The sequence below is a fragment of the Intrasporangium sp. Soil_C_50 genome (assembly GCF_057656595.1).
This window is the reverse complement of the sequence record NZ_JBDGKB010000011.1, coordinates 25,996-38,170: the sequence shown is the minus strand read 5'-3', so window position 1 is coordinate 38,170 and position 12,175 is coordinate 25,996. Positions and strand designations below refer to the sequence as shown.

Below are 12,175 nucleotides of genomic sequence, written 5' to 3'. Positions count from 1 at the left end.
CCGACGCACCACGCGTCGGGCCCTTCGTCGTGCGGAGCCGCTCAGCCGGCGAGGATGCGTCGGACGACGGCGGCGACGCGGCCACCCTCCGCCCGTCCGGCGACCGCGGTGTTCGCGGCCTTCATCGCCAGGCCCATCTGGGGCATCCCCGTGGCGCCGGACGCCGCGACGGCCTCCCGGACGATCGCCTCGAGCTCGTCGTCGCCGAGCTGCTGGGGCAGGTAGGTCTCGAGGACCGCGAGCTCGGCCTCCTCCTTGGCGGCCAGCTCGCCCCGCCCCGCGCCGGTGTAGGCCTCGGCGGCCTCACGACGCTTCTTCGCCTCCTTGGTCAGGACCTTGAGCACGTCGTCGTCGGACAGCTCGCGGTGCTCCTTGCCGGCGACCTCCTCGTTCGTCACGGCGGTGAGAGCCATGCGGATCGAGCCGGCCCGCACCTGGTCGCGCTCGCGCATCGCGGTGGTGAGGTCGGACTTCAGCTGCTCCTTGAGGGTGCTCATGGCGTCAGTCTCTCAGGTCGCGGCGCACGCCCTCGCCGGGTTTCTCGTCGGGCCCTGGAGGGGTGCGAGGATGAGGCCCATGCATGCCATGACGAAGACCGTGCTGGGCCTCGGGGCCGCTGGCGCCGCCGTGCTCGGGTGGTCCTCGCTCATCGAACGGAACGCCTTCGTGCTCAGGCGTTTCGAGGTGCCCGTGCTGCCGGAGGGCGCCGCGCCGCTGCGGGTACTGCACGTGTCCGACATCCACCTCGTGCCGCGGCAGCGCGCGCGGGCCGCGTGGGTGCGCAGCCTCGCCTCGCTCGACCCGGACCTCGTCGTCAACACCGGCGACAACCTCGCCGCTCCCGATGCCGTGCCGGCCCTCCTCGACGCGTTCGAGCTGCTCCTCGATGTCCCGGGCGCCTACGTCCTCGGCTCGAACGACTACTTCGCCCCGAAGGTGAAGAACCCGCTGCGGTACCTGACGCGCCACCACGCCAAAGGCGTCGGCTCGACGCCGCGGCTGCCCACCGACGACCTGCGCCGTGGCCTCGACCACGGCTGGACCGACCTGACGAACCGCCGCCGGATGCTCGAGGTGCGCGGCCTGCGCCTCGAGCTCGTCGGCGTCGACGACCCGCACCTCGGCTACGACCGGCTCGACCTCGTCCGCGGCCCCGCCGACCCGTCGGCAGACCTGACGATCGGCGTCACGCACGCGCCCTACCAGCGCGTGCTCGACGCGTTCACGGCGGACGGTGCGCGACTCGTCCTCGCCGGCCACACCCACGGGGGCCAGGTCTGCGTCCCCGGCTACGGCGCGCTCGTCACGAACTGCGACCTCGACACCTCACGCGTCAAGGGGGTGTCGCGGTGGTGGCCCGGTGCCGGGTCGACGCCGTCCTCGCAGGCGCCGGCCGACGCGGCCTGGCTCGAAGTGTCTGCCGGTCTCGGCACCGCGCCGACCGCGCCCGTGCGCCTCGCCTGCCGCCCCGAGGCGACGCTGCTGACCCTCGTCCCCCGCTCCCACGCCTGACCTCGCGCCCGACTGGGTCCGGCGGCACCAGGCGGACGCGACGCGCTCCGTCACTGCTGCACGGGACGCAGCAGTGACGTACTGGCTCGGGCGGCTCTTCCGACCGGCAGGTTTCCGGCCGCTCCGTCACTGCTGCACGGGACGCAGCAGTGACGGAGCAGGAGCGGATCAGACGCGGTCGGTCGGGTGGCTTGTCGGGCCTCGTTCGAGGCGTCGAGCGAGACCGAGCGAGCTCCCGGGACCCGATTCGGAGATGGGCCGGGGCCTGCGCTAGAGTCTCCTCTGGCTGCCTCGGGTACACCGAATCGCAGCACCGGGGTGTGGCGCAGCTTGGTAGCGCGCTTCGTTCGGGACGAAGAGGTCGCAGGTTCAAATCCTGTCACCCCGACCAAACGCCGAAGGGCCCGCTGGATCGACGAAAGTCGAGTCCAGCGGGCCCTTCGGCGTTGTGGCGGGAGAGGATGCCGGGACGCGGGACCGGCGTCGTCACCGCGGCCGGCCCCCAGCTGCTTGACGAGGCTCCAGTCCCCGCGGGAGGGAGTGCGGCGTCCCCTGTCGAGGCCCGACGCTGACCGCTGTCCGTCGCAGTGTTCGGACCAGCGCTCAGGTACCTGGCCGGGGCTCACACCACGCGCGGACCGGCGAGAGGTGCCGTACTCGGGAGACCGTGAAGACGAGTGCCTGGCGCAGCACGAGCCAGCCCGCGCCCGCCACGACGGCACCGACGGCCAGGCCTGCGAGGACGTCGAGGGGATAGTGCGCCCCGACGTATACACGAGCTCCTGCCATCAGCAGGGCTGCGACAGCGGCCACCGCGCCCAGGCGTCGGGAGGCGATGAGCAGCCCGACAGCGCAGGCACCCGCCATGACGGAGTGGTCGGAAGGGAAGGACCAGTCGGTGCTCCGCGCGACGAGCACGAGGATGCCCGGGTGCGACTGGTAGGGGCGGGGCTCGGCGACCAGGGAGACGATGGGCTGGTTCACGCCAACGGCCAGCAGGGTTGCGATCCCGGCCCAGAGCGCGGACGCAAGCTTCGTGTGCGATGCGTGCCGCGCCCGCCACACGGCGAGCATGACCAGCGCACCGAAGAGGACGACACCGTAGGTGGCGTAGTCGGCGGCGATGCCGTGCAACCACGGTGTGTGCCGGGCCACGTCGTTGACCTGGCTGAACAGCTGTTGGTTGGGATCCATCGGAGCCTCCGGTGTCCGTCGTCGTGGTCGCGGAGACGGCGGCGCGCCTGCGCCCCTGGGGCCCGCGAGCCGTCGTGCCGGGCACCACCATCTCCCGGGACGGCTGAAGCCTTCCTGAACGTCAGTATGGGACCGGCGTCCCACCGCACCCGTGCCGGTCAGTGCTCCCGGACCGTGAGCGCGTGCAGGCGATAGCCGCGGCCGCGGACCGTCTCGAGGGACTCCACGCCGAAAGGTCCGTCGATGCGTCGGCGCAGGTGGCCGACGTACACCTCGACGATGTTCTCGCCGCCCTGGTACCCGGGGTCCCAGACGTTGTCCAGGATCTCCGCCTTCGAGACGACGTCCCCGACGTGACGCATGAGGAACTGCAGAACGGCGAACTCACGGGAGGTGAGCCGCAGCTGCGTGCCCGCCCGTGTGACCACGTGTCGGGCCGGATCGAGCTGCAGGTCGCCCGCGGTCAGGGTCACCGGACGCTCGGGGGCGCCGCGCCTCATCAGAGCCCGAAGCCGCGCGACGAGGACCGGAAAGCTGAACGGCTTGGTGAGGTAGTCATCGGCGCCCAGGTCGAAGGCATCCGTCTGGTCGTACTCGCCGTCCTTGGCCGTCAGCATCAGGACCGGAGTCCAGTTCTTCTGCGCGCGGAGGTTTCGCAGCACGTCGTAGCCGTTGCGGCCGGGCAGCATGATGTCGAGGACGACGACGTCGTACGGGTTCTCCGTGGCGAGCCACTGACCGGTGACGCCGTCGTGGGCGACGTCCACGACGAAACCCTCGTCCGTCAGCGCCCGCTTCAGCGGGGCGGCGATGTTCACCTCGTCCTCGACGACCAGCACGCGCATCCGATACGGCCCTCCTCACGGCGCACCCTAGCCGGGCACCCTGACGCGTCGCCGCGGCACCTGTCGGGCCACCACCGGCGGCCGGGCTCACGCCGGTTGGGGCAACCTCACCTCGAAGCGGCACCAGCCATCGGGGGCCACGCCGGTGCTGACGCTCCCGCCGTGGGCCTGAGCCAGGGCGTGCACGATGGCCAGGCCGAGGCCGCTGCCTCCGCTGTCCCGGTCGCGGGAGTCCTGCAGGCGCGTGAAGCGGTCGAAGATGGCTTCGCGCTGGTCCACGGGCACCACGTCGCCGTCGTTGTCGACGGTGACGATCACGGTCCCCCGTGGGCCCGGCCCGCAGGACAGGCGCACGGAGCTGCGGGCATGCCGTGCGGCGTTGTCGACGAGGTTGCGGACGACCTGCGCGAGGCGGTCCGGGTCACCGACGGTCCGCGCGGCACGGATGTCGCCCGCGACGGTCAGGGCAGTCGTCGCCTCGAGCCGGTGGATCTCATCGATGAGCAGGTCGTCCAGGTCGACATCCCTGTGCTGCAGCACGATTCCCTGGTCGTCTGCCTTGGCCAGCGTCAGCAGGTCTTCGACGAGACTCTGCATGCGCAGCGCCTCCGTGGTGACGACGGCGGTGCCCGCCCGGTCGATCCCGTCGGGAGACGTCTCGCTGATCATGCGGATCGCCGTGAGCGGGCTGCGCAGCTCGTGCGAGGCGTTGCTGACGAACGCCCGCTGCGCTGCGTCGGCCTCGCGGAGCCTGTCGAGCATCTCGTTCATCGTCTGGGCCAGACGGGTGATCTCGTCGTCCCCGATCGGCTCCGGGACCCGCACCTCGGAGCCGGTGGCCCGGATCTCGGCGACGGACGACCGGATCCGCTCCACCCGGTTCAGCGCGCTGCTCAGCACCCGGTTGATCAGCCAGAGCAGGCCCGCCAGCAGAACCAGGGCCAGCACCCCGAGGGCCGTGGTCGCCCCCTGGATCAGCACGGACTCGGTCTGCAGGGGCGTCGCGACGAACAGGGTCGTCCCACCCGTGCCCACCTCGCCCTCACCGGCCGGCCCGCCGAGACCCCGAGCCACGACGACGTAGGACACGTTCTCGTCGGTCGGAAGGCCGTCGACGCGCGTGCTGAGGACCTGCCCGGCGGCAGGCCTGAGGTCTGCCAGGGGGCGTCGCGCGGCAGCGACATCGTTGTAGGACAGGACGCGTCCGTCGCGTCCGACCAGCTGCAGGACCGACCCGCGCGCGGGAACCTCACGCAAGGTCGTGGCGGGTTCCTTGCCGGCCACGACGATCGAGGCGATCTGGTTGGCCTGCTCCGTCACCGCGTTCGTCGTCGTGCTGCTCACGACCGCTTCGAGCGTCAGCTCGTACGCCGCCAGCGCGACGACGAGCGCCACCGATGCCGCAGCCGCGGTGACGGCCAGGATGCGGAACCGCAACGACCGCACGCGCCACCGGGACAGGACCGAGGTCACAGCCATGTCGTCATCGTCCCCGAATCCGCGACCCGTCGGGCGACACGCCGTCAGCCACGCCTCACCGACCGTGCCGGACAGTCCAGCGACCACCGGGCACGGACCGGCCACTGCGCTGCTCCAAGCCCTCGGCGGATCATCTCCCAAGCATCACGCGTCGATGCTGAAACGACCCTGAACGGCCGGCCGGGACGCTCGGAGTGCCCGGGGTCCGGCCCGACTGCTCCGCACCCCCTTGACTAGATACCCCATAGGGGTATCTTGGAGGTATGGACAGCCACCGCGAACCCTCCACCGCCTCGACGCGTTCGCTGGTGCAGGACCCCGTCTGCGGCATGGACGTCGACCCCGCCACCACCGAGCACCACCACCAGCTGGACGGGCACACGTACCACTTCTGCTCCGCCGGCTGCCGCTCCACCTTCGCCGCGAGCCCCGCTGAGTACGTGGGCGGCCCGGCCGGTCACGTCGGCGCCGAACCCGACGGACACGAGGATGCAGCCGCCGCACACCACCACGCCGGCCACCCGGCACCACCGCGCGCCGGCGCGCCCTCCGGGCAGCGAACGCCCTCCGCGGGCGACGCCGTCGAGTGGACGTGCCCGATGCACCCGGAGATCCGCCGACCGGGCCCCGGCTCCTGCCCCATCTGCGGTATGGCGCTCGAACCGGTCACCGTGACCGTGGACAGCGGGCCCAACCCCGAGCTGGCCGACATGACCCGCCGGTTCGTCGTCGCCGTCGCGCTCAGCATCCCGGTGCTCGTCCTGTCCATGGGGCGCGACCTGATCCCGGCCCTCGAGGACGCCATCTCCACGACCGCGGCCAACTGGGCCCAGCTCGTGCTCGCCACTCCCGTGGTGCTGTGGGCGGGCCGGCCGTTCTTCCAGCGCGGGTGGACCTCCGTGCGCACGATGAAGCTGAACATGTTCACCCTCATCGCGATGGGCACCGGCGTCGCCTGGCTGTTCAGCGTCGTGGCGACCGTCGCTCCCGGGCTGTTCCCCGAGGCCTTCCGGATGGACGGTGCCGTCGCGGTCTACTTCGAGGCCGCCTCCGTCATCACCGCGCTCGTCCTGCTCGGGCAGGTCCTCGAGCTGCGCGCCCGCGAGAGCACCTCCGGCGCCATCCGCGCCCTGCTCGACCTCACCCCGAAGACCGCGCACCGCCTGCAGGAGGACGGCGCCGAGACCGACGTCACCCTCGACGAGGTCCAGGTCGGCGACCTGCTGCGGGTGCGCCCCGGCGAGTCCGTGCCCGTCGACGGCACCGTGCACGAGGGACGCTCCACCCTGGACGAGTCGATGGTGACCGGGGAGTCGATGCCGGTCACCAAGACGAGCGGGGACGGCGTCATCGGCGGCACCGTCAACCAGACCGGGTCCCTGGTCGTGCGCGCCGAGAAGGTCGGGCGGGACACGATGCTCGCCCGGATCGTGCAGATGGTCGCCGAGGCCCAGCGGTCCCGCGCGCCCATCCAGCGCACGGCCGACCGCGTCTCGGCGGTGTTCGTGCCCGCCGTCATCGGCGTCGCCGTCGTCGCCTTCGTCGTCTGGGCCACCGTCGGGCCCGAGCCGCGCCTCGCGCACGCACTCGTCGTCGCCGTCAGCGTCCTCATCATCGCCTGCCCCTGTGCGCTCGGCCTGGCCACGCCGGTCTCGATCATGGTCGGCGTCGGTCGCGGCGCCTCCCTCGGCGTCCTCATCAAGAACGCCGAGGCCCTCGAGCTCATGGAGAAGGTCGACACCCTCGTCGTCGACAAGACCGGCACCCTGACCCAGGGGCGTCCGTCGGTCACCCACGTCGCCGCCGCTGACGGCGTCGACGATGACGAGGTGCTGAAGCTGGCTGCCGCCGTGGAACGCGCGAGCGAGCACCCCCTCGGCCTGGCGGTCGTCCGCGCCGCCAACGACTCGGGCCTGAGCATCCCGGCGGTCACCGACTTCGACGCTCCGGTCGGCAAGGGCGTCACGGGCAGCGTCGACGGACGCCGTGTCCTCGTCGGCAGCAGCGGCTTCCTGACCGCCCAGGGCGTCGACACCTCGAGCATGGACGCCGAGGCCGACCGGCTGCGCGCCGACGGCGCCAGCGCCGTCTACGTCGCCGTCGACGGGGCTGTCGCGGGCGTGCTCGCCATCGCCGACCCGGTCAAGGAGACCACCCCGGCCGCGCTGAAGGCCCTGCGCGACGACGGGATCGAGGTCGTCATGCTCACCGGTGACAACAGGGTCACCGCCGACGCGGTCGCCCGCAGCCTGGGCATCGACCGCGTCGAGGCCGAGGTGCTCCCCGACCACAAGAGCGACGTCGTCAACGCACTGCGCGCCGAGGGCCGTGTCGTGGCCATGGCCGGCGACGGCGTCAACGACGCCCCTGCCCTGACCGCGGCCGACGTCGGCATCGCGATGAGCACCGGCACCGACGTCGCCATCGAGAGTGCCGGCGTCACCCTGCTCAAGGGCGACCTGATCGGCATCGTCCGCACCCGGCAGCTGTCCGAGGCGACCATGTCGAACATCCGCCAGAACCTCTGGTTCGCGTTCGCCTACAACGCAGCCGGCATCCCGCTGGCGGCCGGGGTCCTCTACCCGGCGTTCGGCCTGCTGCTGTCCCCGATGATCGCCGCCGCCGCCATGGCGCTCTCGTCGGTCAGCGTCATCGGCAACGCCCTGCGCCTGCGTACGCAGCGGTTGTAGCCACACGTCGAATCCGGGCCGGCTCCCTTCGGCGTCGTCGCGGAGGCCGGAGACCCGGACGACGACCGCGACACGAGAGAGGAGGCGTGGGCGCGAGCAGCCGCGAGTCAGGGGCGGGCCGGTCGATCGAGCGACGCCGCGATCGCAGCCAGTCCGGACAGGGCGGCCAGGACCCAGAACAGCTGCGCGTACCCACCCACCGGCCTCATGAGCGCGGCTCCCGCCCATGGAGCGAGAGCGCCCGCGAGGGTGACGGGTGCGGCGAGCGTGGCCGTCAGACGGCCGTACGTGCCGGTACCCCAGCGGTCGGTGACCGCGGTCGCCTGCAGGAGGGTGAGGTTCCCGCGGACGGTGCCGGCGGCCATGGCGATGACGGTGAGCAGCCACAACGGCCCGGGGACTGCGGCGAGCAGGGCCGTGGTCAGGCCGCCGGCAGCAACGAGCACCACGGTCCGGCCACGGGGGCTGGTGCGGGCAGCCACCGGAGCGTAGGCGAGTCGGCCGAGAGTCTGTCCAAGACCGCCGAGGCCAAGCGCCCAGGCCGCTTCGGTGGTGCTGGCGCCGCGATGGGTGAGCAGTGGAACGAGTCCGAAGACGACGGCATACATGGCAAAGCCGGACAGAGTCAGGGCCCCGGCGAGCGTCAGGAACGGGCGGCTGCCGATGACGTTCCGCGGGCCGGCCTGGGGAACAGTGGATTTCGCAGATCGGCCTTCTGCACCATCGGCATGGACCACGGCGGAATGGTGTTGTGGCCAAGGACCCCTCAGCCCAGCCGCATGCAACGGCACGGCGGCGAAAAGGACGACGCACGCAAGGGCGAGAGCGGCATCGCGCCAGCCGAGGTGCTCGGTCAGAGATGCTGTGACCGGGGCGAAGATGGTGCTCGCCAGCCCGCCGGCAAGGGTCAGGGTGGTCAGGGCACGGACACGGCCGGTGGGGTACCAGCGGGTGAGGGCTGCGAACGCGGGCTGGTAGAACGTGGCAGCCATGGCCAGCCCGGCGAGGAGCCAGCCGGCCGTGAAGATGGCAAGCGTGTGCGCGGTTGCGACGGCGACGAGCGAGAGCGCACCGAGCAGGGAACCAGCCGTCATGACGCGGCGCGGGCCGGCGCGGTCGACCAGGTGGCCCCACGGGGATCCCCGCCAGGGCCGAGACGACGAGGGCTGCGGAGAACGCAGCGGTCGCGCCGGCAGGAGACCAGCCGGTGTCGCGAGTGATGCTGGGGAGCATGACCGGGAAGGCGTAGTACAGCACACCCCAGCCGATGACCTGGGTGACGCACAGGACCGGCAGCGCGTAGCGGGGGCGGACGGGGGCGGACGGGTGCGAGCCGGTGTGACCACCCGTGGTGGCCGTGGTCGGGCCGTCGACCGCTGTGGAGGGAGCGGTCGACGGCCCGTCGTACCCGGGTGGGCGGTTCAGCATCCGGTGGGGCCGCAGCCGCCTGAGCTGGTCGCGGGGGTGCCGATCCGGATCAGCTGTGGCGCGGCCTTCACCGACACTCCTGCCAGGGGAAGGCCGGTGGTCACTGCAGTGGCGGTCTCGACGGGAGCGGGACCGCAGCAGCCGCCGCCCTGGGCGCCGCCCGTGGTGGCGTCGGGCGCGTCGAACAGCCCGGCCCCGCCGCAGACGCCGGTCTCGGGAAGGGTGAGCTCGACGCGCGCGGCGGACTCGTGGTCGCCCGCCAGGGAGGCGGCGACGGAGCGGACCTGCTCATAGCCGGTCAGGGCCAGGAACGTCGGGGCGCGGCCGTAGGCCTTCATCCCGACGACGTAGAGGTCCTGCTCGTCGTGGGCGAGCTCGGCGGCGCCGTGCGGGTAGACGGTGCCGCACGAGTGGATGTTGGGGTCGATGAGCGGGGCCAGCGCGACCGGTGCCTCGAGGCGACTGTCGAGCCGCAGGCGTACCTCGGACAGGATCGAGTGGTCAGGCCGGAAGCCGGTGAGCCCGATGACCTCGTCGAGGCAGTCGATGTGGGTGCCGTCCTCGCCGACGAGGGCCAGGGCTCCCGAGCCGGCCCTGGTGCGCTCGACGGCCTGGGTTCGGAACCCGGTGACGACCTCGATGTGCCCGGCAGCGACAGCCTCCTTGGCCCGCAGCCCCAGGGCGCCGCGTGCGGGAAGCTGGTCGGCATCGCCGCCCCCGTAGACGTTGCCGACAACGCCGCGGCGCAGCACCCAGACGGCCGTGGTGCCGGGGACGCGTTCGGCGAGCTCGGCGAGGGCGACGAGCGCGGTCAGGGCCGAGTGGCCCGAGCCGACGACGGCGGTGCGCTTGCCGCCGTAGCGGGCCACATCGGCCGGGTCAGTGGTGGCCGGGACTCGGTAGGCGATGTGCTCGGCGACGGCAGTGTCCTGCTCGCCGTCGGCGGGGTAGCCGTCCGCTCCGAGGGGGTTGGGACGCGTCCACGTGCCCGACGCGTCGACGACGGCTCGGGCGGTGAGCCGGGACGGGCGACCCGCGCCGTCGCGGACGTGGACGGTGAAGGGCCGGCTGTCACGGCCGGCGTCGACGACGCGGTCACGGCCCGCGCGGGCCACGCCGGTCACGGTGCGGCCGTAGCGGATTCGGTCACCGAGGGCGTCGGCCAGCGGCTGCAGGTACAGCTGGACCCACTCGGCGCCGGTGGGGTACTGGCCGGCCTCCGGGGCGGCCCAACCGGTGGGCTCGAGCAGCCGGCGCGCGGCGGGGTCGACGAGCTCGGACCACCGGGAGAAGAGACGCACGTGTCCCCACTCGGTGACGGCCGAACCGGCGCCCGCCCCGCGCTCGAGCACGACCGGGTCAAGACCCTCCTCGAGCAGGTGCGCAGCGGCAGCCAGGCCGACCGGGCCGGCGCCGATGACGACGACAGGAGACGCCGCGACAGTGGAGTCGGGCTGGGTGGTGGGGGTGGTCACGGGCTGAACCTCCGGGTCGGGCGTCGGCGTGCAACCGGCGACTGCTGCTTCGATGTTCGTCAATGTGATGACGGCGCCATCTTGCACACCCATTTCGATGAGTGTCAAGATAGACGCATGTCGAATCTGTTGGAGATCCGGGACGTGACCTCGCGTGACGGCGCAACCGCGGGCGGGGCCGCAGATGAGGTGTGCTGCACACCCCTGACGCATGGCCCGCTGGGCGTCGATGACGCCGAGCACGCGGCCGGCATGTTCAAGGCGCTCGGCGACCCGGTGCGGCTACGGCTGTTCTCCAACATCGCCTCGTCCGCGGGCGGCGAGGCGTGCGTCTGCGACATCCAGGACGTCGGCGTCTCGCAGCCGACGGTGTCCCACCACCTCAAGAAGCTGCGCGAGGCCGGCCTGCTGGAGTCCGAGCGTCGCGGCACGTGGGTCTACTACCGGGTGACGCCCGGCGTCCTCGCGGTGATGGCGCAGCTGCTCGCGCCGGCCTGAGCGCGCCCAGCTCGGCGGACGCATGGAACGCCTCGAGATAGAACGAGAGATGCGGGTCGCTCGCGACGACTTCCGCGCCCTCGTGGAGCAGGCGAGCCGGTCCGAGCTACGACGCCGCAGCAACGGGACCCGATGGACGAACGAGCAGCTGCTGTTCCACATGCTCTTCGGCTACCTGCTCGTGCGCAACCTCCTGTGGCTCGTGCGCGCGTTCGCTCGACTACCCGATGCCGTGTCGCGGGCCTTCGCAGCACTGCTGAACGCCGCCACCCGACCGTTCCACGTCGTCAACTACCTCGGATCCCTGGGCGGCCCGCACCTGCTGGGCAGGTCCGGCATGGACCGCGCCATGGGCCGTGCCACGGCGAGCCTCGTCCGGTTCCTGGAGCAGGCGGACGACCGGGTGCTGGCCCGCGGCATGCACTTTCCGACGGGGTGGGATCCCTACTTCCAGGACTACATGACCGTGCAGGACGTCCTGCACTACGCGACCGTCCACTACGAGCACCACCGGCGCCAGCTCACCCTTCACGACGCACAGGACGGCTAGGTGCTGTCGCCGTCCGGGCAGCGGCGCAAGTCGTCGACGCGCCTACCGTCCCGGCGCCGTCGACGCCGTCAGCTCCTCACGGGTGCGACGTCGAGCGAGGCCAGCAGGTCGAGGATGCGTCGCTTGATCTCGTCGCGGATCGGGCGCACCGACTCGACGCCCTTGCCCGCCGGATCCTCGAGCTCCCAGTCCTCGTAGCGCTTGCCGGGAAAGATCGGGCAGGTGTCGCCGCAGCCCATGGTGATGACGACGTCGGACTCCTTGACGGCCTCGGTGGTGAGGATCTTGGGGGTCTCGGCGGTGATGTCGATGCCCTCCTCAGCCATGGCAGCGACGGCGGAGGGGTTGACGTGGTCGGCGGGGGCGGAGCCCGCGGAGCGGACCTCGACGGCGCCACCGGACAGGTGGTGCAGGTACGCGGCAGCCATCTGGGAGCGGCCGGCGTTGTGGATGCAGACGAACAGGACGGACGGCTTGTCGGCCATGGTGGTCTCTCCTCGATCA

11 protein-coding genes and 1 tRNA gene are annotated in these 12,175 nt (G+C 72.0%); 5 read left to right on the top strand and 7 right to left on the bottom strand.

The window, feature by feature from the left end; genetic code table 11:
- Positions 1 to 41: 41 nt before the first annotated feature.
- Positions 42 to 497 carry a GatB/YqeY domain-containing protein gene (locus AC3A5R_RS17990; RefSeq protein ID WP_487622136.1) on the bottom strand — a complete coding sequence of 152 codons (456 nt, stop codon included), beginning with the start codon at positions 495 to 497 and terminating at the stop codon, positions 42 to 44.
- A 79-nt stretch (positions 498 to 576) separates the two neighbouring features.
- On the opposite strand from AC3A5R_RS17990, the gene AC3A5R_RS17985 reads away from it, so the two are divergent.
- Both AC3A5R_RS17985 and AC3A5R_RS17980 read left to right on the top strand, forming a co-directional pair.
- Complete coding sequence (locus AC3A5R_RS17985) at positions 577 to 1,512, top strand: metallophosphoesterase (protein WP_487622135.1); 936 nt, start codon at positions 577 to 579, stop codon at positions 1,510 to 1,512.
- Between the two features lie 314 nt (positions 1,513 to 1,826).
- Positions 1,827 to 1,903 (top strand) — tRNA-Pro (locus AC3A5R_RS17980).
- 212 nt (positions 1,904 to 2,115) lie between these two features.
- Here AC3A5R_RS17980 and AC3A5R_RS17975 read toward each other — a convergent pair.
- From AC3A5R_RS17975 to AC3A5R_RS17965, 3 genes are all read right to left on the bottom strand, one after another.
- Positions 2,116 to 2,706 (bottom strand): phosphatase PAP2 family protein, encoded by a 591-nt coding sequence (locus AC3A5R_RS17975; protein WP_487622134.1) that lies wholly within the window; start codon positions 2,704 to 2,706, stop codon positions 2,116 to 2,118.
- Between the two features lie 158 nt (positions 2,707 to 2,864).
- Positions 2,865 to 3,551: a response regulator transcription factor gene (locus tag AC3A5R_RS17970; RefSeq protein ID WP_487622133.1), complete on the bottom strand. Its 687-nt coding sequence runs from the start codon at positions 3,549 to 3,551 to the stop codon at positions 2,865 to 2,867.
- An 87-nt stretch (positions 3,552 to 3,638) separates the two neighbouring features.
- Positions 3,639 to 5,030, bottom strand: a complete 1,392-nt coding sequence (locus tag AC3A5R_RS17965) for a sensor histidine kinase (RefSeq protein ID WP_487622132.1) — start codon at positions 5,028 to 5,030, stop codon at positions 3,639 to 3,641.
- A 263-nt stretch (positions 5,031 to 5,293) separates the two neighbouring features.
- Here AC3A5R_RS17965 and AC3A5R_RS17960 point away from each other — a divergent pair, with 263 nt between their 5' ends.
- Positions 5,294 to 7,720 (top strand): heavy metal translocating P-type ATPase, encoded by a 2,427-nt coding sequence (locus tag AC3A5R_RS17960; RefSeq protein ID WP_487622131.1) that lies wholly within the window; start codon positions 5,294 to 5,296, stop codon positions 7,718 to 7,720.
- A 107-nt stretch (positions 7,721 to 7,827) separates the two neighbouring features.
- Here the strand turns inward: AC3A5R_RS17960 and AC3A5R_RS17955 are convergent, their stop codons facing one another.
- Together AC3A5R_RS17955 and AC3A5R_RS17950 are read right to left on the bottom strand one after the other, a co-directional pair.
- Positions 7,828 to 8,979 (bottom strand): MFS transporter, encoded by a 1,152-nt coding sequence (locus AC3A5R_RS17955; protein WP_487622216.1) that lies wholly within the window; start codon positions 8,977 to 8,979, stop codon positions 7,828 to 7,830.
- 162 nt (positions 8,980 to 9,141) lie between these two features.
- The gene (locus AC3A5R_RS17950) at positions 9,142 to 10,623 is read right to left on the bottom strand and encodes an NAD(P)-binding domain-containing protein (RefSeq protein ID WP_487622130.1); all 1,482 of its coding nucleotides are present in this window, start codon (positions 10,621 to 10,623) and stop codon (positions 9,142 to 9,144) included.
- Positions 10,624 to 10,740: 117 nt separating this feature from the next.
- On the opposite strand from AC3A5R_RS17950, the gene AC3A5R_RS17945 reads away from it, so the two are divergent.
- Positions 10,741 to 11,121 (top strand): ArsR/SmtB family transcription factor, encoded by a 381-nt coding sequence (locus AC3A5R_RS17945; RefSeq protein ID WP_487622129.1) that lies wholly within the window; start codon positions 10,741 to 10,743, stop codon positions 11,119 to 11,121.
- Positions 11,122 to 11,170: 49 nt separating this feature from the next.
- Positions 11,171 to 11,671, top strand: coding sequence for a DinB family protein (locus AC3A5R_RS17940; protein ID WP_487622128.1), 501 nt, complete (start codon positions 11,171 to 11,173; stop codon positions 11,669 to 11,671).
- 68 nt (positions 11,672 to 11,739) lie between these two features.
- Here AC3A5R_RS17940 and AC3A5R_RS17935 read toward each other — a convergent pair whose 3' ends face one another.
- Positions 11,740 to 12,156, bottom strand: coding sequence for an arsenate reductase ArsC (locus AC3A5R_RS17935; protein ID WP_487622127.1), 417 nt, complete (start codon positions 12,154 to 12,156; stop codon positions 11,740 to 11,742).
- Positions 12,157 to 12,175: the final 19 nt, after the last annotated feature.